We start from the raw sequence: 20,006 nt of genomic DNA, 5'->3' as shown, positions 1-20,006 counted from the left end.
TGGCGGCGACTAACCTGAAACCGTGCCGGATCCCTCGACTTACCGCCCCGCTACCGGAACCATTCCGGCTGCGCCGGGCGTCTACAAATTTCGCGATCCGCATGGTCGGGTCATTTACGTCGGAAAGGCGAAAAGCCTCCGTTCACGTTTGAACTCGTACTTCGCGGACGTCACGACACTTCATCCCCGTACTCGGCAGATGGTGACCACCGCCGGCAGCGTCGAGTGGACCGTCGTCAGTACCGAAGTCGAAGCGCTTCAGCTCGAGTACAACTGGATCAAGGAATTCGATCCGCGGTTCAACGTGCGGTACCGCGACGACAAGACGTATCCGGTTCTCGCCGTGACGCTCAACGAAGAGTTCCCGCGGCTGTTCGTCTACCGCGGTCCGCGGCGCAAGGGCGTCCGCTACTTCGGTCCCTACTCGCATGCCTGGGCGATTCGCGAAACACTCGATCTGCTGCTGCGAGTGTTTCCCGCACGAACGTGCTCGTCCGGAGTCTTCAAACGACACAACCAGATCGGCCGGCCGTGTCTGCTCGGTTACATCGACAAGTGCTCGGCGCCCTGCGTCGGACGAGTCAGCGCCGAGGAGCATCGTCAGATCGTCGAAGATTTCTGCGACTTCCTCGCCGGCCGCACGGACAAGCTGGTCAAAGATCTCGAAAAGCGCATGCAGCAGGCTTCCGAGGACCTCGATTTCGAGACTGCAGCCCGTCTGCGTGACGATATCGGGGCTTTGCGCAAGGCGCTCGAGAAGCAGGCCGTCGTACTCGGTGACGGCACCGACGCCGATCTCGTAGCCTTTGCCACCGATGATCTCGAAGCCGCCGTTCAGGTGTTCCACGTGCGCGGCGGACGCGTGCGGGGTCAGCGTGGATGGGTCGTGGAGAAGGCAGGCGATGCCATCGACTGGGCCGCACTCGACGCCGAGTCCGACCTGCCGATCCTGGTCGAGCAGTTCCTCACCCAGTTCTACGGTGAGCAGGCGGCACTCGACCCGGGAGCGGGCTCCGAGGCCGGGATCAGCGCCGTTCCCAAGGAAGTTCTCGTGCCGGTCCTGCCTGCCAACGCGACCGAGATCCAGGCGTGGCTGAGCAAGCTTCGGGGATCGCAAGTGCAACTGCGGGTTCCGCAACGCGGCGACAAGAAAGACCTCGCCGAAACGGTCCAGCGAAACGCGAAAGAGGCTCTGGCGCAGCACAAGCTCAAGCGCGCCGGCGATTTCACCTCGCGTTCTGCGGCGCTTCAGGGCATCCAGGAAGCACTGGACCTGGACTCGGCTCCGCTACGAATCGAATGCATCGACATCAGTCACGTCCAGGGAACCGACGTCGTGGCGTCACTGGTCGTGTTCGAAGACGGGCTCCCGCGTAAGTCGGACTACCGCCATTACGCGATCAAGGAAGCTGCCGGCGACGGTCATTCCGACGACGTGGCGAGTATCGCCGAGATCACTCGCAGGCGGTTCCTGCGACACAACCGCGACCTGGGCATTCTCGCTGCGTCGGCGTCGACCATGGACGCGGACGGTGGGGATCTGGCTCCCGAAGCGGCGATCGACCCGGCGACGGGCCGGCCTCGGCGGTTCGCCTATCCACCCAATCTGTTCGTCGTGGACGGCGGCGCCCCCCAGGTCACGGCCGCAGCGGCGGTCCTCGACGAGCTGGGGGTCACCGACGTCGCGGTAGTCGGCTTGGCCAAGCGACTCGAAGAGGTGTGGGTACCGGGGGAAGAAGATCCGGTCATCCTTCCCCGAACGAGCGAGTCGTTGTACCTCCTGCAACGCATCCGAGACGAAGCCCACCGCTTCGCGATCACGTTCCATCGCAGCAAGCGCTCGAGGCGGATGACGGCTTCGGCTCTGGACTCGGTCAAGGGGCTCGGTGAAACTCGCCGTACTGCTCTGGTGGCTCACTTCGGTTCCGTGGCGAAGCTGAAAACGGCAACGGTCGAGGAGATCATGCAGGTCCCCGGTATCGGTGAGACCACAGCCACAGCAGTTCTGGCCGCACTCGGCACGGATTCGGCTGCAGCCGATGCGGGTGCTGAAGCTCGAGCGCTGCCAGCCGCGGTAGGGGATGATGAGCTGGACAAGGAATCCGAATCGTCTGTTACCTCTGCTGACGCGCCAAGCGCCGAATCCGGTAGCGGTGACGAGGGCTCCGAGTCGCGAGAATTGTCCATGCCGACGACGGGGCCGAGTGCACAGTGACTACCGACAGCGCCAAAGACAGTCGAACGATGGATTTCCTGCTGGTGACGGGATTGTCCGGAGCCGGTTTGAGTACCGCTGCCAAGGTGCTCGAAGACCTCGGCTGGTATGTCGCGGACAATTTGCCACCTGAGCTCATTTCCCGGATGGTCGGTCTGAGCTTGACCTCCGATCCGCCGGTCGATCGTCTCGCCGTCGTGATCGACGTGCGGAGTCGACTCTTCACCGGCGATCTCGGGTGGGTGCTCACCGAACTCGAGGCGGAGCCGATCCACACTCGGGTGCTGTACCTCGAAGCGTCCGACGACGTGTTGATCCGACGGTTCGAACAGGTTCGCCGCAGTCATCCGTTGCAGAACGACGGCATCGACGGCACGTTGTCCGAAGGGATCGCAGCCGAGCGTCGGCAGTTGGCCGTGGTGAAGGCGGCCGCCGATCTGGTCATCGACACGTCGGCGCTGAAGGCACATCAGTTGCGTCAGAAGATCGAAACGGCGTTCGGGAACGATGCCAACCGCACGATGAAGGTGACGGTCCAGTCGTTCGGATTCAAGTACGGCCTGCCGATGGACGCCGATCTCGTCTGTGACGTTCGATTCCTGCCCAATCCCCACTGGATCCCTGAACTTCGCCCGCACACCGGTCAGGATGCCGACGTCCGCGACTACGTGTTGTCCCGCGAGGGTGCGGAAGACTACCTAGACACCTACCGACATCTGGTCGATTTGACGATCGCCGGATATCGGCGAGAAGGAAAGCGCTACATGACAATTGCGGTCGGGTGTACCGGCGGTAAGCACCGAAGCGTGGCCATGTCCGAAGCTCTCGCGAGGCGTTTGGGTTCCGAGGACGACATCTCGGTCAGCATCGTGCACCGGGATCTGGGGCGCGAATGAGTGAACCGACACATAGCTCGCGGGAGAAGCCAGATGGGCCGGCCATCGTCGCGCTCGGCGGCGGGCACGGATTGTTCGCCACGCTCCAGGCCGTCAGACGCCTGACGGTCGACGTCACCGCAGTGGTCACGGTCGCCGACGACGGTGGTTCGTCGGGCCGGCTGCGCGCCGAACTCGGCGTCATCCCGCCCGGTGACCTCCGGATGGCGCTCGCGGCTCTCGCGTCGGACGAACCCGAGATAGTCGACTGGACTCGGACCATTCAGCATCGCTTCGGCGGTGTCGGCGCACTTGCCGGGCACTCGGTGGGCAATCTCATCCTGGCCGGACTCACCGAGGTGCTCGGCGATCCGGTCGTCGCGCTCGACGAGATGGCGCGACTGCTGCGAATCCGTGGCCGCGTGCTGCCGATGTCGCCGATCGCGCTCGAGATCGAAGCCGACGTTCAAGGACTCGAAGAGGACCCACGCGTCAGCCGCTGCATTCGTGGACAGGTCGCCGTCGCGACCACGCCGGGCAAGGTTCGGCGTGTGAGACTGCTCCCGTCCAATCCGCCCGCGTGTCCCGAGGCTGTGACTGCGATCGATCGTGCCGATCTCGTGGTTCTCGGCCCGGGATCGTGGTTCTCGAGCGTGATCCCGCACGTACTGGTACCCGAACTTGTCGAATCACTGTCGTCGACGAATGCTCGAAAGGTGCTGGTGCTCAATCTCGCACCCGAGCCGGGGGAGACCGCCGGATTCTCCGCAGAGCGTCACCTGCACGTACTCTCCCAACACGTGCCCGATTTTCGGGTCGACTACGTGGTGGTCGACTCGGCGTCGGTACCGGCCGGGCGTGAACGTGAACATCTGCAGCGTGCGGCGGATCAATTTTCAGCCGAAGTCAGGTACGCGGATGTCGCGGACACCTCACCGGGCGCAGCGCATGTACACGATCCGGCAAAACTGGCCGATGTACTGGCTGAACTGTCGAGCAGTGCGGCAGTAGGGGATTCGACACAGTCTTCCCTGCAAGAACAGCAATCCGAAGAACAGAGGGAGAACGCTTCGTGGCAATGACAGCGGAGGTCAAGGACGAACTGAGCCGGTTAGTGGTGACTCAGGTCAGCTGCCGCAAGGCAGAGGTCTCCGCGTTGCTGCGCTTTGCCGGTGGGCTCCACATCGTCGGCGGCCGGGTGGTCGTCGAAGCAGAGGTGGATCTGGGCTCTACGGCGCGACGTCTGCGCCGGGAGATTTTCGACCTGTTCACCTACAGTGCCGATGTTCACGTACTCAGTGCGGGCGGGCTTCGAAAATCCGCTCGCTACATCGTGCGTGTGGCGAAGGAGGGTGAGGCCCTCGCGCGCCAGACGGGACTGCTCGATCTTCGCGGGCGCCCGGTTCGCGGCTTGCCTGCGCAGGTCGTCGGCGGAAGTGTCGGCGACGCCGAAGCAGCTTGGCGCGGTGCGTTCCTCGCGCACGGTTCCCTGACCGAACCCGGCCGTTCGTCGGCGCTCGAAGTGAGCTGCCCCGGCCCGGAAGCTGCACTTGCTCTGGTCGGAGCTGCGCGGCGTTTGGGGATCTCGGCGAAGGCACGTGAGGTTCGCGGAACGGATCGTGTGGTGATCCGCGACGGTGAGGCCATCGGCGATCTCCTGACCCGAATGGGAGCCCAGGACACACGCCTGGTGTGGGAGGAGCGACGGATGCGACGCGAGGTCCGCGCCACCGCCAATCGTCTCGCCAATTTCGACGACGCAAACCTGCGACGCTCTGCTCGCGCTGCCGTTGCGGCTGCTGCGCGCGTCGAGCGTGCGTTGGAGATCCTCGGCGAGGACGTGCCCGATCACCTCGCGGCGGCGGGCGCACTGCGCGTTGAGCATCGGCAGGCGTCCCTCGAAGAACTCGGCCAGTTGGCCGACCCGCCGATGACCAAGGACGCCGTTGCCGGACGTATCCGTCGCCTGCTGTCCATGGCTGATCGCAAGGCGAAGGAAACGGGCATACCCGACACCGAATCCGCAGTGAATGTGGAGCTACTCGAAGAGGGGTGACCTGCCCTCCGTCAGGGTGGGCTGCGCACGTTCGGGCCACGCGCATTAGGGTATGAGTCACATCGACCGATGAACCCCACGTCCGCGTCGTGCACACACGGATTCGGAGTATGCGTGGGTCAAGTTGCACACCAGAATCATGGTCAAAGGAGCGAATTGTGACTGTCCGGGTTGGCGTAAACGGTTTCGGCCGTATCGGACGTAACTTCTTCAGGGCGGTGGATGCGCAGAAGGCGCTCGGAACCACCGATATCGAGATCGTGGCAGTCAACGACCTGACTGACAACGCGACGCTCGCTCACCTGCTGAAGTACGACTCCATCCTCGGCCGTTTGCCGTACGACGTGTCGCTCGACGGTGACGACACGATCGTCGTCGGCGATCAGCGCATCAAGGCCCTCGCACACCGCGGCCCGTTGAACGAGCTTCCCTGGGGCGAGCTGGGCGTCGACGTCGTCGTCGAGTCCACCGGCATCTTCACCGACGCCGCAAAGGCCAAGGGACACCTCGAAGCCGGCGCCAAGAAGGTCATCATCTCGGCTCCGGCCAAGGGTGAAGACATCACCATCGTCATGGGCGTCAACGACGACAAGTACGACGGCAGCCAGAACATCATCTCCAACGCGTCGTGCACCACCAACTGCCTCGGCCCCATCGCCAAGGTTCTCGACGACGAGTTCGGCATCGTCAAGGGTCTGATGACCACGATCCACGCGTACACCCAGGATCAGAACCTGCAGGACGCTCCGCACGCAGACCTCCGTCGCGCCCGCGCAGCTGCCCTCAACATCGTTCCCACCGGCACCGGTGCAGCCAAGGCAATCGGCCTGGTTCTCCCGCAGCTGCTCGGCAAGCTCGACGGCTACGCACTGCGCGTGCCGATCCCCACGGGCTCGGTCACCGACCTCACCGCGAACCTGAAGAAGTCGGCTACCGCCGACGAGATCAACGCCGCGATGAAGGCCGCTGCCGAAGGACCCCTCAAGGGCATCCTGAAGTACACCGACGCACCGATCGTCTCCTCGGACATCGTCACCGACCCGCACTCGTCGATCTTCGACTCGGGTCTGACGAAGGTCATCGACGACCAGGTCAAGATCGTTTCCTGGTACGACAACGAGTGGGGCTACTCCAACCGCCTCGCCGACCTCATCGGCCTCGTCGCCAAGTCTCTCTGAGCGGAGTTTCGATAACAGTGGCAGTTCAGACGCTGAAGGATCTGCTGGACGCTGGGGTCGAGGGGCGCACCGTACTGGTGCGTTCCGACCTCAACGTCCCGTTGGATGGCGGAGAAATCACGGACCCGGGCCGCATCGTCGCGTCCGCTCCCACCCTGCGGGCACTTGCCGAGGGTGGAGCGAAGGTCATCGTGACCGCGCACCTCGGGCGCCCCGACGGTCAGCCCGATCCCAAGTTCTCCCTCGCACCGGTTGCTGCGAAGTTGGCCGAAATCCTCGGTCGCAACGTGCAACTCGCCGGTGACGTCGTGGGACAGGACGCGCTGGCTCGTTCCGAAGGACTCACCGATGGTGACGTCCTGATGCTCGAGAACATCCGTTTCGACCCTCGCGAGACCAGCAAGGACGAAGCCGAGCGGGTCAAGCTCGCCAAGGCTCTCGTCGAGCTGGTCGGTGACGACGGCGCATTCGTCTCCGACGGATTCGGTGTTGTTCACCGTAAGCAGGCGTCGGTCTTCGACGTCGCGAAGCTGCTCCCGCATTACGCCGGTTACCTGGTCGGCGCCGAGGTCGAGGTGCTCGCCAAGCTCACGCAGGACGCTGCGCGTCCGTACGCGGTGGTGCTCGGTGGCTCGAAGGTCTCGGACAAGCTGGCCGTCATCGAGGCACTGGCACCGAAGGTCGACACTCTGGTGATCGGCGGCGGAATGTTCTACACGTTCCTCGCGGCTCAGGGTGTCTCCGTGGGCAATTCGCTGTGCGAAGAGTCCATGATCGAGACCTGCAAGGGTCTCCTCGACCGGTACGCCGACGTCATCCACATCCCTCAGGATGTTGTCGTCGCGGACTCCTTCTCGGCCGATGCCGAGTCGAAGATCGTTCCGTTCGACAAGATTCCCGACGGCTGGATGGGACTGGACATCGGACCGGAGTCGGTCAAGCGCTTTGCCGCGATCCTGACCGGCGCCAAGACGGTGTTCTGGAACGGCCCGATGGGCGTGTTCGAGTTCCCGAAGTTCGAGGCAGGCACCCGCGGTGTCGCCGAGGCAATCGTGGAGGCAACCGAGAAGGGCGCCTTCAGCGTCGTCGGTGGCGGCGACTCTGCAGCAGCCGTTCGTCAGCTCGGTATCCCGGACGAGGGCTTCTCGCACATTTCCACCGGTGGTGGCGCTTCCCTCGAGTACCTCGAGGGCAAAGAGCTGCCTGGCATCGCAGTACTGGAAGGCTGACCCGACATGGCACGTAAGCCGTTGATCGCCGGCAACTGGAAGATGAATCTGAACCACCTCGAGGCTATCGCCCTGGTGCAGAAGATCGCTTTCTCCTTGCCTGCGAAGTACTTCGACAAAGTGGACGTCACGGTCATCCCGCCGTTCACCGACATCCGTAGCGTCCAGACGCTGATCGAGGGCGACAAGCTCCTCCTCACGTACGGCGCGCAGGATGTCTCGGCTCAGGACTCGGGTGCGTTCACGGGTGAGATCAGCGGCTCCATGCTGGCCAAGCTCGGATGCACCTTCGTCGTGGTCGGCCACTCGGAGCGTCGCACCCTTCACGGTGAGACCAACGAGACCGTCCTCGCCAAGACCAAGGCCGCTCTCAAGAACGGCCTCACGCCGATCGTGTGCATCGGTGAAGGCCTCGAGATCCGCGAAGCGGGCGATCACGTTGCCTACAACGTCGACCAGCTCAAGGGTTCATTGGCGGGCCTGAGCGCGGAGGAGATCTCCAAGATCGTCATCGCGTACGAACCTGTTTGGGCCATCGGCACCGGCCGGGTCGCTTCTGCCGCCGATGCACAGGAAGTGTGCGCTGCGGTACGAGCAACAGTTGCCGAACTTGCCGACGCCGAGGTCGCAGCCGGCGTTCGCGTTCTGTACGGCGGCAGCGTCAGCTCCAAGAACGTCGGAGAGATCGTCGGCCAGACTGACGTCGACGGCGCTCTGGTCGGCGGCGCGTCGCTCAAGGCTGACGAGTTCGCGACACTGTCTGCGATCGCTGCAGGCGGTCCACTCCCGTGATGTGATCGGGTAGTGAGCTGGAAACTGCAGGACACTGTCACTGCATGACACTGAACTGCATGACACTGAACTGCGGGCGTGTGACCGAGTAGGTCACACGCCCGCAGTTTTTGATTCGCCGGATTCAGCTCACGAGTTTGGTTTCCAAAGCGCCGACGAGTTCGGGAGCAAGGTCCAACCCGGTGGTCAGATAGTTCTCGACGGTCCCGTAGTGGTGCTCCACCTGCTCGAAGGCAGCGCCCAGGTAACTTGCGTCGACGGACAGCAGCAACCGGATCACCTCGCCCTTGTCTGCATCTGTGGCGGCGGCGATCGTTGCGACCGTCGCATCGATGTACTCGGCCGAGTACGTATTCGTGAGCAGGTAGTCCGCCATGATCGTTTCGCGCGGTACACCGGCGAGTGTCTGCAGTAGTGCTGCTGCCCAGCCTGTTCGGTCCTTGCCTGCCGTGCAGTGGAAGAGTTGCGGCCCGGCGGTAGTGGCCAGGGCGGCGAACAACTGCGAGAATCCGCTGCGAGTGACGGGGTCTGCGACAAAGCTGCGATTGATGTTCTGCATGAAAGCTGTTGCAGCGTCCGCTGTTCGGAGAGCCATCGCTTCGGCGTGGATGTTGCCGGACAGGATGGGAATGTGGGCGTACATCGCCGGCGCAGGCACGGTGTCGGGAGTTTCGTTCGCTTCGGTTTCGGAGCGCACGTCGTAGACGGCGGTCAGCCCCAGCGATTCCACGATCGCAAGATCCTCAGGCGAGGGCGTCAGCACGTTTGCGCGGTAGAAAACTCCGCGGCTCATCGCCTGTCCGCTGGTCGTGACGTACCCGGGGCCGGCCACGTCGCGGAAGTTGTGAATCGAAGCCAGACGTGGTGTGTCAGGCAAGGGTATGTCGGGCAGGGCAGTGTCGGGCAGGGCAGTGTCGGAAAGCATGGAGCCGGCCTTTCGGAGGTAGAGTCGCGTCAACTGAAAAACTACTGAATCGGTATCTCGACAGTGTGATCGATGCCACTGACCAAGAGTCGTGCCTGGCCGGGTGCAAAGTCATGTGCGAGGCGGGTATGTGGTCAGGCTATCTGTGCGCGCCTGTATGGTGTTATCGGTTGTAGTTGTCCCTATTGGATTGGTGGACGTAGACAGACATGAAACTGTTCCTGGATATCCTGCTGGTCATCACCAGCTTGCTCCTCATCGCCTTGGTGCTCCTGCACCGCGGTAAGGGCGGCGGTTTGTCGAGTCTGTTCGGTGGCGGTGTCCAGTCCAGCCTGTCCGGATCGACTGTTGTTGAGAAGAACCTCGACCGGTTGACGGTCTTCACCGCGTTGATCTGGCTCATTTCGATCGTCGGCATCGGCCTGGAGATCAAGTTCGCCTGATTCTCGGCTCATGACTTGCAGCCGGTAGTTTTTCACACACGAATTTCAGACACGGAACCCCGCCTATCGAGCGGGGTTCTTTGTTTCGGTCGATAATTGAGTGATGACTGAAACCGCGTCGCATCGAGAAACACCGCGAGAGGCCACCGAGCCGCTGCGCGAAGACATCCGGCTTCTCGGCGGAATACTCGGACAAATAGTGCGAGAGCAAGCCGGCGACAATGTTTTCGATCTGGTCGAGCGAGCCCGTGTCGAGTCGTTCCGAGTCCGTCGGTCGGAGATCGACCGCGCCGAACTGGTGTCGCTGTTCGCCGAAATCAGTACGGACGACGCCATTCCCGTCATTCGTGCGTTCAGTCACTTCGCGCTGCTCGCCAACCTGGCCGAGGACATCCACCGCGAGCGTCGACGGGCCATCCACGTCAACGCGGGTGAACCGCCCCGCGACAGCACTCTCGCCGCCACGTACACCAAACTCGATGCAGCCGATATCGATTCGGCTACCGTCGAAGAAGCGCTGCGGGGCGCCCTGGTCTCACCCGTCATCACCGCTCACCCGACGGAGACTCGACGCCGCACGGTGTTCGAGACGCAGAGTCGGATCACCGAGTTGATGCGATACCGCGAGCGCACGGCGCTGAGCGTCGCAGAAACCGCTGATGTCGATCTGCAATTGCGCCGTCAGATCCTGACCCTGTGGCAGACGGCTCTGATCCGGCTCAGCCGCCTCCGTATCCAGGATGAAATCGAGGTAGGCCTGCGATACTACGACGCGGCGTTGTTCGAGGTGATTCCGAAGATCAATGCCGAGGTCCGCAAAGCTCTACGAACGCGTTGGCCGGACGCCGGGCTCCTGCCGGAACCGATCCTGAGGCCGGGTTCGTGGATTGGCGGTGACCGGGACGGCAATCCGTACGTGACCGGCGAAATCGTCCAGCGCGCCACGTCGCGCGCTGCGGCGACTGCTCTCGAGCATCATCTCGAGGAACTCGAACATCTCGAGCGTGAACTGTCGATGTCGGCGCGGCTGGTGTCCGTCACGCCCGAACTCGATCTGCTGGCGTCTACCTCCGGCGACGATTCTGCATTCCGGGCCGACGAGCCGTACCGTCGCGCGATTCGCGGCATCCGCGGGCGATTGAGCGCAACCGCACTGACGGTGCTGGGGGAGTTGCCCGCCCACGGCTCCGACGACGGACTCGAGGCGTACACCGACCCGGCACAGCTGCAGCGGGATCTCGGAATCATCGACACCTCGTTGCGTCGTTTCGGCGACGAGACCATCGCCGACGATCGACTCGATCGGCTCCGAGAAGCGGTGGAGGTGTTCGGCTTTCACCTGTCCGGTCTGGACATGCGGCAGAACTCCGAGGTACACGAAAGCGTCGTCGCAGAACTTCTGGCGTGGGCCGGAGTTCACCCGGACTACACGTCCTTGCCGGAAGCCGATCGAGTCGAACTGCTGTCGGCCGAGTTGACGACGCGGCGACCACTGACTTCGCCGGACGCCGAGTTCAGCGAATTGACCACCAAGGAACTGGCCATCATGGCGGCCGGCGCCAAGGCAGTGCGGGTTCTCGGAGCGGGCGCAGTACCCAACTACATCATCAGCATGTGTACCTCGGTCAGCGACATGCTCGAAGCTGCGGTGCTGCTCAAAGAGGTCGGGGTGCTCGATCCGGGCGTCGGTAGCGAACCCTCCTGCCCGATCGGCATCGTCCCGTTGTTCGAGACGATCGAGGATCTGCAGGGCGGCGCCGACACATTGCTGGCGACGCTCGACATCCCGATCTATCGTGCGATCGTCCGTTCGCGCGGTGACAGTCAGGAAGTGATGCTCGGGTACTCCGACTCGAACAAGGACGGCGGGTACTTGGCCGCCAACTGGGCGCTGTACCGTGCCGAACTCGACCTCGTCGATGCCGCGCGTAAGAGCGGAATCAGGTTGAGGCTCTTCCACGGCCGCGGCGGAACCGTCGGACGTGGCGGCGGACCGAGCTACGAAGCGATTCTCGCGCAGCCCCCCGGCGCAGTCGCTGGTTCTCTGCGAATCACCGAGCAGGGTGAGGTGATTGCGGCCAAGTACGCCGAACCGCGTCTGGCGCATCGCAACCTCGAAACACTCATCGCCGCGACTATCGAGTCGACGTTGCTCGACGTCGAAGGTCTTGGCAGCGACGCAGATGCGGCCTACGCGGTGTTGGACGAGTTGGCGGCACTCGCCCGTACCGCGTACAGCGAATTGGTGCACGACACACCAGGATTCGTGCAGTACTTCGAAGCGTCGACACCGGTCGCCGAGATCGGAGCACTCAACATCGGCTCTCGTCCGGCCTCTCGCAAGCAGACCAAGGCGATTTCCGATCTGCGTGCCATTCCTTGGGTGCTCTCGTGGAGTCAGTCTCGCGTGATGCTTCCGGGTTGGTACGGAACCGGCGCCGCGTTCGAAAGATGGATAGACGGAGACGACACTCGGCTTGCCACGTTGACGGCCCTGTACGAGAAGTGGCCGTTCTTCCGAACCGTGCTCTCGAACATGGCCATGGTGATGTCGAAGTCTGATCTCGGTTTGGCGGCCCGCTACGCGGCCCTCGTGCCCGACGCCGAACTGCGCGATCGAGTCTTCGGAATGATCACCGACGAGCACGAACGCACAATTCGCATGTACAAGGCAATCACAGGCAACGAGAACCTCTTTGCCGACAACTCGGGCCTCGAGCGTTCGGTCCACAACCGGTTCCCGTACCTCGAACCTCTCAACCATCTACAGGTCGAGCTGATCCGTCGGTACCGTTCCGGCGACGAGAGCGATCAGGTGCGTCGGGGTATCCAGCTGACGATGAACGGCCTGGCCACTGCGCTTCGTAACAGTGGCTAGGTAACAGCGGCTGGTTCTGCAGGTTTACCAGGGTGTGCGTGCGGCGACTCTAGAGCTGTCGCACGCACACCCAACGCTGCGCACCGGACCGAACGGGGACCGCAGTGGATCTGCAATTGGACGGACGAACTGCCGTGGTTACCGGCGCGGGAAAAGGTATCGGGTTGGCGATCACTCGGGCCTTGGTGGCAGAGGGAGTCCACGTCGTCGCGGGCTCGCGGACGCTCTCGGCGGAACTCGAATCGCTGCAGTCCGGCGGCGCCGTCACCTTTGTCGGCGTCGACCTCGCGAGTGTCGAAGGATCTACCCGACTGCTCGAGGTTGCAGCAGCGAGGGGAGGCGTCGACATCTTGGTCAACAACGTCGGCGCCGTCACTCCGAGAACGAGCGGCTTCGCGGCTATCACGGACGAAGAGTGGGCGGCGTCGTTCAATCTGACGTTCTTGTCGGCTGTACGCACTGTTCGCGCTGCGCTGCCGGAGTTGATCCGCAGAGGTGGCGGGAGCATCGTGACGATCAGTTCGGTCAACGCATTCTTGCCTGACCCCACGGTGATCGACTACAGCGCCGCCAAAGCGGCGTTGACCAACTTCTCGAAGTCGTTGTCGAAAGAACTGGGCGGGAACGCTATCCGCGTCAATACCGTCAGCCCTGGTCCGGTGCAGACGGAGTTGTGGCTCGGCAAGCACGGAGTGGCCTCGACGCTGGCGAAGGCGAATGGTTCAGCCGCCGACGATATCGTCGAAAGTGCGGCCGCCGGCGCCGAGACGGGCCGCTTCACCTTTCCCGAAGAGGTGGCGGACCTGGTGTTGTTCCTCGCCAGCGATCGCGCGGGGAACGTGACGGGCGCGGATTTCGTGATCGACGGCGGTCTGATCAAGACCTTGTGATCATTGCTGCCTGAAACCTGATCATGTGCGCGACGGACGACGACATGATGCACAGGATCACTGCAGACGCGATGACCACCCACAGTCCCCACCCGATGGACGGTCCGGCGGTGTGCCCTGCGACCTCAGTACTACGTCGCACAATGGACGCGGCGTTTCCGACGGCAACGATCAAGACGGCGATTCCCACCAGCGGTCCCGTGCAGTGATTCTTCATCTCGGGCGTGACGTCTCGAACCATGAGGGTGATAAGCGCGGTTACCGCGCCCAGAGCGAGGACGAGTGTGATCACTCCGCATTCGTCGATACCACTGTGGTCGAGGGCGGAGGACGACGTCCACGGGCCGAGGCTTCCGGCGACGATCCCGGCGCACGCCCACAGCGATCCGATGAGGCTAGGTCCGAAACGGTCGGGCATGAGGGAGGGAATCGTGCGGGTCGACGGCGGCTGAAACCCGAAGGCGCGTTGGTGATCCGGCTGATTGGGTGTGAACGTCACGCGACGGACCACCTTTCCTCCGCGCCGTCGTGGCGCCCAATCCAATGCTTTTCCGGAGTCTAAGGGCCGCCCAGTTCACTTTTGCCGAATCGACCGAAATTGATCGAACCGGCAGTACCAGTCAGTGCACGAAGTCCAGAGCTTCCTTGATCCACGCATTGAACTCGACGTTCGAACTCGTCCCGGTTCGGTCGACGACGATCCATCCCTTGCTCATCGGCTTACCCCGCATCTCGGGCCAACTTGCACCCTTGTGCGTCAGGAGTTCGTCAACTCGATCGGGGTCACACCGAACCATGATGTTGCCGTGTGAGTTCGCACTGGCGGCCAGCTTCCCGTTCACCATGAAGCTCAGCCCACCGAACATCTTTACTTCTTCGACGTCGCTCTCGCCCGAGAGCGCATCGCGGATACGCTCAGCCAGCGCCTTGTCGTATGCCATGGAGGCCTCCTGGGGTGGAGTTCCAGGTTAGATCAGGTGGCGCAGGTACGTCTGCGGGTCGTGAAGGAACCGCTGCCAGTTCGAGACCAGATCGAGGTCCTCCCAGCTCGCGGCTCGGATTCCCCATTCGCCGATCTCGAGCAGATTGGCGTTCGGCAGTGCCGCGATGATCGGCGAGTGCGTCGCGATCACCGCCTGCGCGCCGGATGCCACCAGCTCACCGAGCAGTGCGACCAGCGTCAAGGTCCCTTGGAATGAGAGTGCGGCATCGGGTTCGTCGATCAGATAGAAGCCGCCGTCGGAGGTCCTCGACGACAAGATCTCGAGCAGCGCCTCACCGTGTGAAAGGTGATGGTAAAGCGGTTCAGGTCGCCTGGGATTGGGGTTGTCCTCCAAATACGTGTACAACCCGTGCAAGGTTTCGTCTCGGAGGTAGTACGCCCACTTCGACGCGCCGGGGCTCCGCTCGACCACAAGGTCGAGGCCGCTCGGTTCACTCGATCTGGTCTGATGTCGCGTATTGGTAGACCCGCCTTCGGCATTGAGACCGAGAACGGCGGCAAGAATTTCGATGACGGTCGACTTCCCCGCTCCGTTTTCGCCGACCAGAATGGTGACACCCGGTGGAAGTTCAAGACCGTCCCGAACGATCTGCGCAACCGCGGGCACCGTCATCGGCCAGCTGCCTACGTCAGCGCCCGACGATGTCCCGGCCTTGATGCGTCGGATGGGTTGTCTCTGCACCGCCATACGCTCTCACAAGGCTCCGACGGGAACTGAGGTTAGTGGCGCTGCGCGAGCAATTCGACGATTCGAGCCACGAGATCGAGGGGGATCGGTTTGTTCAACGGGAACTTCACGGTTGATTTCGCAGCCCGGTACGGGTCGACGGACTTCTCGAACTCTGCGTCACCTGCCGGGAGTGGGTACATCGAGATGTGGTGTTTCCAGCCTGCGAAGTGAACCAGGTTCTTCCCATTCACCGTCATGGTCGGCATCTGATAGCTGATGGTTTCATCGAGGCCGGGAACAGTGCTGTGGATCGTCTCGCGGATGCTCCCGAGGGCTCGCTGCACGTCGGTGGGAAACGACGCGATGTATTCGTCGATCGTCGCGAATTCGGCCATGAAACGGATCTTAATCACTGTCGGATTCAGTTGGCTCGCCAAAAATCGGGGCGGCTGCCGTCGGTGTCGGTGAACCCGTATTCCGTTCCGAGTTCGCCTGAACTGACCGATCGCTGATTCCATCGCTTCCGATTCGAATCGGCGGCGAGGGCGGCGATCGCACGTCCTGTGAATCTTGGTGACTCGGAGCGGGCAAAATCCGGAGGTGCAGTCGGACCATCCCGCTCCGGCGACAAAGCGTCACGCCAATTCGATTCACCGACACCAAAATTGTCGAGCATCATCTCCGATCGCAGGAACCCCGGAGTGATGGCGACGGCAGTACAGCCGAACGGGGCAAGTTCGTGGCCTTGTGAAAATGCAAGCCTGTTCACGGATACCTTCGCCAGGTCGTAGAACACCGAGATGCGATAGTTCGATGCGTTGTATTCGGTAGTGCCGTCGGTTATTTCGGCGACCAGTCCGCCTGGCCGATCGATCATCAGCGGCAGGAGGTGGTGCGACGTGGTGATGTGGGTGTCGATCGCCAGGCGCAGAATGTGAAAGCCCTTGTCCAGATCGTGTTCCCATACCGGCGTGTTCCACTCCGCCGGCCCACCCTTGAGTAGTTCCGCGCCCCAGATGTCATTGACCAAGATGTCGATATGTTGATAGTCGGCGCGCAAGCGTTCGGCGAGATCAGCCACTTGTTTGCTCTTGAGATGATCGACGGCAATCGGCACGCCGACGCCGCCCAGTTCGGTGACAAGCTCTGCCGTCTCCTCGATGGTTTCGCCGCGCGGATAGTCCGACTGAAGTATTCCGGCAGATGTGCTCCGGCCAGTGCAGATGACGGTTGCACCGGCCTCACCCAGGGCTGCGGCGATTCCGCGTCCGGCGCCCCTCGTCGCCCCGGCAACAACAGCCACTCGCCCGCGAAGTGCATCCGGATTCGGTGTCCACGACATTGTTCGATTGTTCTCGCCTGGATTGCTTCGTTCAAGAGTGAAAGCGATCTGCGGAACCGAACCCTACTTCGCGGCGTCCAAGGTAGTAATCGCTCGAAAGAACGAGACAGGGGGAGAGATGAATCATTGTGCAGGGCAGAGTGCCCGTTGGAGACAAGGGATCTCGGGATTGAGTTCCGTTCCGTCAAAAGGAAATTCGCATCGGATCCGGACTCGGCGGGTAGTCATGACTCGCCACTGTGAAAATGTCCTCGATGTACCACCGGGCCGGGAATCGCCTGAAGACGATTCCCGGCCCGGTGTGAAATCAGATCCGTGAAATCAGATCAGAGCTGCGAGGCAGCGTCCGTATCGAGGAACCAACGCGTCGCCACCAAACCGGTGGCGCCGGCGGACGGCCAGTCCTCGGACGAAGCACCTCCGACGGCTTCGGCAACGGCCTCGGCCTTTGCAGCACCCGAGACGAGCAGCCAGACCTCTTTGGCACGCCGAACAGCAGGCAACGTCAGGGTGATCCGTACCGGTGGCGGCTTGGGGGAGTCCGTCACCGCGACAACGAAACGAGCTTCTTCGCGAACGGCGTCGGTATGCGGGAACAACGAGTTGACGTGTCCTTCTCCACCCATACCGAGCAGGTGCACGTCGAACGTCGGAACCTGATTGCCGTGTGCCTGAGCGCCCAGCAGTTGTTCGTACGCCGTCGCCGCCCCGTGCGGATCACCGTCGTAGATACCGTCGGAGGCGGCCATCGCATGCACCCTGTCGGGATCGACCGGCACGTGATCGAGAAGCGCCTCACGAGCCTGGACTTCGTTCCGCTCGGGATCGCCGGACGGCAGGAACCGCTCGTCGCCCCAGTACAGATCGATCTGCGACCAGTCGATGTCGCCGGGAGCGTCACGCAACTTCTCGAGAAGTGCGATCCCGGTTCCGCCACCCGTCAGAACGATGGATGCGAACCCGCGAGCCCTCTGGGCATCAACGATCGTCGTGACCAGGCGTGCGGCAGCGGCATCGACCAGTTGGCCGGCGTCGGAAAACTTCTCTACGACAACATCACTCATAGGTCACCTTCTCCAATCCAGCCAGCGCTTCTTCGTAGATCTCGTCCGGATCGAGCCGACGCAATTCCTCGGCGAGGCAATCGCGCGTCTCTCGACGACCGAGCGAGACCAGCGAGTCGGGCTGACCGGTGCGGATCAGGGTTGCGGTCGTACCCTCCTGTGGGCGGCTGATGGAGATGCTGCGAGTCTCCAGCTTCAGCTCGACGGTGAGCTCACCCGTACGTCGGATGACCGGACCGTCGATCTTGGCAGCCAACCAACCGGCGAGAATATCCAGTGCCGGTTCGGTTTTGAGACCGGAGACCACCGCTGAGGTGATCTTCTCGTGCGGCGGCTGATCGAGAGCCGACGCGAGCAGTGCGCGCCAGTAGGTGACGCGACTCCAGGCGAGATCGGTGTCACCGGCGGTGTACGACGCGAGTCGTCCCTTGATGGTGGCAGTCGGATCCGGGGCACCGGTGGCGTCGGTGATACGACGGATCGCAAGCTTTCCGACGGGGTCCTTCGCCGGAATCTCGGGTGCCTCGAGGGGCCACCACGCGACTACCGGTGTGTCGGGGAGCAGGAACGGGATGACGACGCTGCTCTCGTGGTCCGCCAGGGGACCGTAGAGGCGCAGCACCACGACCTCAGAGGCGCCGGCATCCCCACCGACGCGGATCTGAGCATCGAGCCGAGGCTCGCTCTGCTCGTCGCCACGCAGAAGCACGATGACGCGGCAGGGGTGCTCGCGGCTTGCTTCGTTGGCGGCCTCGATTGCGGCCTCGGCGTTCCCGGTGTCCCTGGTGCAGACGACAAGCGTGAGCACACGTCCCAGGGTGACAGCGCCGCCGGTCTTACGTACCTCGACCAGTTTCTTGCTGACCTGGACCGTGGTGGTGGAGGGCAAATCGAGAATCACTAGGGTCGCCTCCATTCGCGTCCGGTGCGTTGCATCATTTCGTCTGCAGACGGTGGTCCCCACGTTCCAGCCTCGTAGGGTTCCGGCTTGCCGCCGGCTGCCCAGTGTTCGAGGACGGGATCGAGGATTTCCCAAGACAATTCGACTTCGGCATTGACGGGGAAGAGAGACGGCTCGCCGAGCAACACGTCGAGGATGAGTCGCTCGTACGCCTCCGGTGACGACTCGGTGAAAGCCTGACCGTACGAGAAGTCCATGTTGACGTCACGGACTTCCATGCTCGATCCGGGAACCTTCGAGCCGAACCGCATAGTGACTCCCTCGTCAGGCTGCACGCGGATCACGAGTGCGTTCTGGCCGAGATCTTCGGTCATGGTCTTGTCGAACGGCAGGTGTGGTGCACGCTTGAAGACCACCGCGATCTCGGTGACGCGGCGGCCGAGACGCTTGCCCGTGCGCAGGTAGAACGGCACGCCCGCCCAGCGACGGGTGTCGACCTCGAGGGTGATGGCGGCAAAGGTCTCCGTTGTGGAGTCCGCTGCGAAGCCCTCTTCTTCGAGGAGTCCGACTACCGGCAACCCGCCCTGCCAACCACCTTCGTATTGTCCGCGGGCAGTGGTCTCGTCGAGTGGTTCGGCCAGACGCGTTGCCGAAAGAACCTTGATCTTCTCCGCCTGCAGATTGAGCGGTTCGAAGCTGATGGGTTCTTCCATCGCCGTGAACGCGAGCAATTGGAGCAGGTGGTTCTGGATCACGTCACGGGCCGCGCCGATGCCGTCGTAGTACCCGGCACGGCCACCTAGGCCGATGTCCTCGGCCATCGTGATCTGGACGTGGTCGACGTAGTGCGCGTTCCAGATCGGATCGAACAACTGGTTCGCGAAGCGCAGAGCCAGGATGTTCTGGACCGTTTCCTTGCCGAGGTAGTGGTCGATACGGAAGACCGTGTCCTCGGGGAACACCTTGTTGACGACGGCGTTCAGTTCGCGAGCGCTCTCGAGGTCGTGACCGAACGGCTTCTCGATGACAACTCGTCGCCACTGACCGTCCTCGGCCTGCGCGAGGCCCGACGCCGACAGTTGCTCGAGCACCTGAGGAAACGCGTTGGGCGGAATCGCAAGGTAGAAACCGTGATTGCCGCCGATACCACGTTCGTTGTCGAGGGTGGCCAACGTCTCGGACAGGTTCTGGAAGGCCTCGGCCTCGTCGAAACTGCCCTCCACGAACCGGATACCTTCGGCGAGCCTCTCCCAGACGTCCTGACGGAACTTGGTGCGAGCACCGTCCTTGACTGCTTCGAGGACGACGTTCGCGAAGTCCTCGTCCGTCCATTCACGCCGGGCGAACCCGACCAGAGCGAATCCGGGCGGCAACAGTCCACGGTTGGCGAGGTCGTAGATGGCTGGCATGAGCTTGCGCCTGGCGAGGTCGCCGGTAACACCGAAGATCACCAGGGCGCAGGGCCCCGCAATGTGCGGAAGCCGTTTGTCGGTGCTGTCCCGAAGGGGATTCACCCAATCTGATGCCGCCGCGGAATCGCTCACA

The 20,006-nt window shown here is 62.8% G+C and carries 19 protein-coding genes; 10 read left to right on the top strand and 9 right to left on the bottom strand.

Translation table 11 applies throughout. The features are described 5' to 3' along the window. Nucleotides 1–22: 22 nt before the first annotated feature. The 7 genes from uvrC (at nucleotide 23) to tpiA (ending at nucleotide 8,345) form a co-directional block, all read left to right on the top strand. Nucleotides 23–2,215, top strand: a complete 2,193-nt coding sequence (gene uvrC / locus QM596_RS10695; protein WP_019748387.1) for an excinuclease ABC subunit UvrC — start codon at nucleotides 23–25, stop codon at nucleotides 2,213–2,215. Continuing rightward, nucleotides 2,212–3,111, top strand: coding sequence for an RNase adapter RapZ (gene rapZ, locus QM596_RS10690; RefSeq protein ID WP_003944872.1), 900 nt, complete (start codon nucleotides 2,212–2,214; stop codon nucleotides 3,109–3,111). The genes uvrC and rapZ overlap by 4 nt, the downstream gene beginning before the upstream one ends. Continuing rightward, nucleotides 3,108–4,172, top strand: a complete 1,065-nt coding sequence (locus QM596_RS10685) for a gluconeogenesis factor YvcK family protein (protein WP_019748388.1) — start codon at nucleotides 3,108–3,110, stop codon at nucleotides 4,170–4,172. The genes rapZ and QM596_RS10685 overlap by 4 nt, the downstream gene beginning before the upstream one ends. Further along, complete coding sequence (gene whiA, locus QM596_RS10680; protein ID WP_021344225.1) at nucleotides 4,169–5,146, top strand: DNA-binding protein WhiA; 978 nt, start codon at nucleotides 4,169–4,171, stop codon at nucleotides 5,144–5,146. Before QM596_RS10685 ends, whiA begins: the two co-directional genes overlap by 4 nt. A gap of 158 nt (nucleotides 5,147–5,304) precedes the next feature. After that, nucleotides 5,305–6,324 (top strand): type I glyceraldehyde-3-phosphate dehydrogenase, encoded by a 1,020-nt coding sequence (gene gap, locus QM596_RS10675; RefSeq protein ID WP_003944851.1) that lies wholly within the window; start codon nucleotides 5,305–5,307, stop codon nucleotides 6,322–6,324. Between the two features lie 17 nt (nucleotides 6,325–6,341). Beyond that, the gene (locus QM596_RS10670; protein ID WP_019748389.1) at nucleotides 6,342–7,553 is read left to right on the top strand and encodes a phosphoglycerate kinase; all 1,212 of its coding nucleotides are present in this window, start codon (nucleotides 6,342–6,344) and stop codon (nucleotides 7,551–7,553) included. Between the two features lie 6 nt (nucleotides 7,554–7,559). Next, a complete protein-coding gene (gene tpiA / locus QM596_RS10665; protein ID WP_019748390.1) occupies nucleotides 7,560–8,345 on the top strand; it encodes a triose-phosphate isomerase in 786 nt (261 codons plus the stop codon). A 124-nt stretch (nucleotides 8,346–8,469) separates the two neighbouring features. Here the strand turns inward: tpiA and QM596_RS10660 are convergent, their stop codons facing one another. Continuing rightward, entirely contained in the window at nucleotides 8,470–9,270 is an 801-nt protein-coding gene (locus tag QM596_RS10660) for a tyrosine-protein phosphatase (protein WP_256064579.1), read from the bottom strand. 209 nt (nucleotides 9,271–9,479) lie between these two features. Between QM596_RS10660 and secG the strand changes: the two genes are divergently transcribed. The 3 genes from secG to QM596_RS10645 all read left to right on the top strand — a co-directional run bounded on the left by secG (nucleotide 9,480) and on the right by QM596_RS10645 (nucleotide 13,481). Next, the gene (gene secG, locus QM596_RS10655; protein ID WP_003944946.1) at nucleotides 9,480–9,713 is read left to right on the top strand and encodes a preprotein translocase subunit SecG; all 234 of its coding nucleotides are present in this window, start codon (nucleotides 9,480–9,482) and stop codon (nucleotides 9,711–9,713) included. A gap of 103 nt (nucleotides 9,714–9,816) precedes the next feature. Next, nucleotides 9,817–12,591 (top strand): phosphoenolpyruvate carboxylase, encoded by a 2,775-nt coding sequence (gene ppc / locus QM596_RS10650; protein ID WP_070386054.1) that lies wholly within the window; start codon nucleotides 9,817–9,819, stop codon nucleotides 12,589–12,591. Between the two features lie 104 nt (nucleotides 12,592–12,695). Continuing rightward, nucleotides 12,696–13,481, top strand: coding sequence for an oxidoreductase (locus QM596_RS10645; protein WP_283308924.1), 786 nt, complete (start codon nucleotides 12,696–12,698; stop codon nucleotides 13,479–13,481). On the opposite strand, the gene QM596_RS10640 is transcribed toward QM596_RS10645, so the two are convergent. From QM596_RS10640 to zwf, 8 genes are all read right to left on the bottom strand, one after another. Continuing rightward, entirely contained in the window at nucleotides 13,468–13,980 is a 513-nt protein-coding gene (locus QM596_RS10640) for a hypothetical protein (protein WP_258537312.1), read from the bottom strand. The two genes, QM596_RS10645 and QM596_RS10640, sit on opposite strands and share 14 nt — an antisense overlap. Before the next feature lie 121 nt (nucleotides 13,981–14,101). Then, nucleotides 14,102–14,422 (bottom strand): TfoX/Sxy family protein, encoded by a 321-nt coding sequence (locus QM596_RS10635; RefSeq protein ID WP_019748395.1) that lies wholly within the window; start codon nucleotides 14,420–14,422, stop codon nucleotides 14,102–14,104. A gap of 27 nt (nucleotides 14,423–14,449) precedes the next feature. Then, complete coding sequence (locus tag QM596_RS10630) at nucleotides 14,450–15,172, bottom strand: AAA family ATPase (protein ID WP_029255337.1); 723 nt, start codon at nucleotides 15,170–15,172, stop codon at nucleotides 14,450–14,452. A gap of 32 nt (nucleotides 15,173–15,204) precedes the next feature. Continuing rightward, complete coding sequence (locus QM596_RS10625) at nucleotides 15,205–15,549, bottom strand: iron chaperone (RefSeq protein ID WP_029255338.1); 345 nt, start codon at nucleotides 15,547–15,549, stop codon at nucleotides 15,205–15,207. A gap of 26 nt (nucleotides 15,550–15,575) precedes the next feature. Then, nucleotides 15,576–16,496, bottom strand: coding sequence for an SDR family oxidoreductase (locus QM596_RS10620; protein WP_205907917.1), 921 nt, complete (start codon nucleotides 16,494–16,496; stop codon nucleotides 15,576–15,578). Between the two features lie 326 nt (nucleotides 16,497–16,822). Then, the gene (pgl, locus tag QM596_RS10615) at nucleotides 16,823–17,560 is read right to left on the bottom strand and encodes a 6-phosphogluconolactonase (RefSeq protein ID WP_020907720.1); all 738 of its coding nucleotides are present in this window, start codon (nucleotides 17,558–17,560) and stop codon (nucleotides 16,823–16,825) included. After that, nucleotides 17,553–18,461, bottom strand: a complete 909-nt coding sequence (gene opcA / locus QM596_RS10610) for a glucose-6-phosphate dehydrogenase assembly protein OpcA (protein ID WP_019748400.1) — start codon at nucleotides 18,459–18,461, stop codon at nucleotides 17,553–17,555. The genes pgl and opcA overlap by 8 nt, the downstream gene beginning before the upstream one ends. Then, nucleotides 18,461–20,005, bottom strand: coding sequence for a glucose-6-phosphate dehydrogenase (gene zwf, locus QM596_RS10605; protein WP_020907722.1), 1,545 nt, complete (start codon nucleotides 20,003–20,005; stop codon nucleotides 18,461–18,463). The genes opcA and zwf overlap by 1 nt, the downstream gene beginning before the upstream one ends. Nucleotide 20,006: the final 1 nt, after the last annotated feature.

Source organism: Rhodococcus sp. IEGM 1406, assembly GCF_030056745.1.
In the GTDB taxonomy this organism is placed as follows: Bacteria; Actinomycetota; Actinomycetes; order Mycobacteriales; family Mycobacteriaceae; genus Rhodococcus_F; species Rhodococcus_F erythropolis.
The sequence above is the reverse complement of the archived record's forward strand: the minus strand, read 5'-3'. Positions and strand labels throughout refer to the sequence as shown.

What these genes read in the sequence shown, in the direction of transcription:
- tpiA (WP_019748390.1), top strand. Translation starts at nt 7,560, where the DNA reads ATGGCACGTAAGCCGTTGATCGCCGGCAACTGGAAGATGAATCTGAAC.
- QM596_RS10685 (WP_019748388.1), top strand. Translation starts at nt 3,108, where the DNA reads ATGAGTGAACCGACACATAGCTCGCGGGAGAAGCCAGATGGGCCGGCC.
- QM596_RS10625 (WP_029255338.1), bottom strand. Translation starts at nt 15,549, where the DNA reads ATGGCCGAATTCGCGACGATCGACGAATACATCGCGTCGTTTCCCACC.
- QM596_RS10660 (WP_256064579.1), bottom strand. Translation starts at nt 9,270, where the DNA reads ATGCTTTCCGACACTGCCCTGCCCGACACTGCCCTGCCCGACATACCC.
- ppc (WP_070386054.1), top strand. Translation starts at nt 9,817, where the DNA reads ATGACTGAAACCGCGTCGCATCGAGAAACACCGCGAGAGGCCACCGAG.
- QM596_RS10620 (WP_205907917.1), bottom strand. Translation starts at nt 16,496, where the DNA reads ATGTCGTGGACACCGAATCCGGATGCACTTCGCGGGCGAGTGGCTGTT.
- secG (WP_003944946.1), top strand. Translation starts at nt 9,480, where the DNA reads ATGAAACTGTTCCTGGATATCCTGCTGGTCATCACCAGCTTGCTCCTC.
- pgl (WP_020907720.1), bottom strand. Translation starts at nt 17,560, where the DNA reads ATGAGTGATGTTGTCGTAGAGAAGTTTTCCGACGCCGGCCAACTGGTC.
- whiA (WP_021344225.1), top strand. Translation starts at nt 4,169, where the DNA reads ATGACAGCGGAGGTCAAGGACGAACTGAGCCGGTTAGTGGTGACTCAG.
- QM596_RS10630 (WP_029255337.1), bottom strand. Translation starts at nt 15,172, where the DNA reads ATGGCGGTGCAGAGACAACCCATCCGACGCATCAAGGCCGGGACATCG.
- QM596_RS10635 (WP_019748395.1), bottom strand. Translation starts at nt 14,422, where the DNA reads ATGGCATACGACAAGGCGCTGGCTGAGCGTATCCGCGATGCGCTCTCG.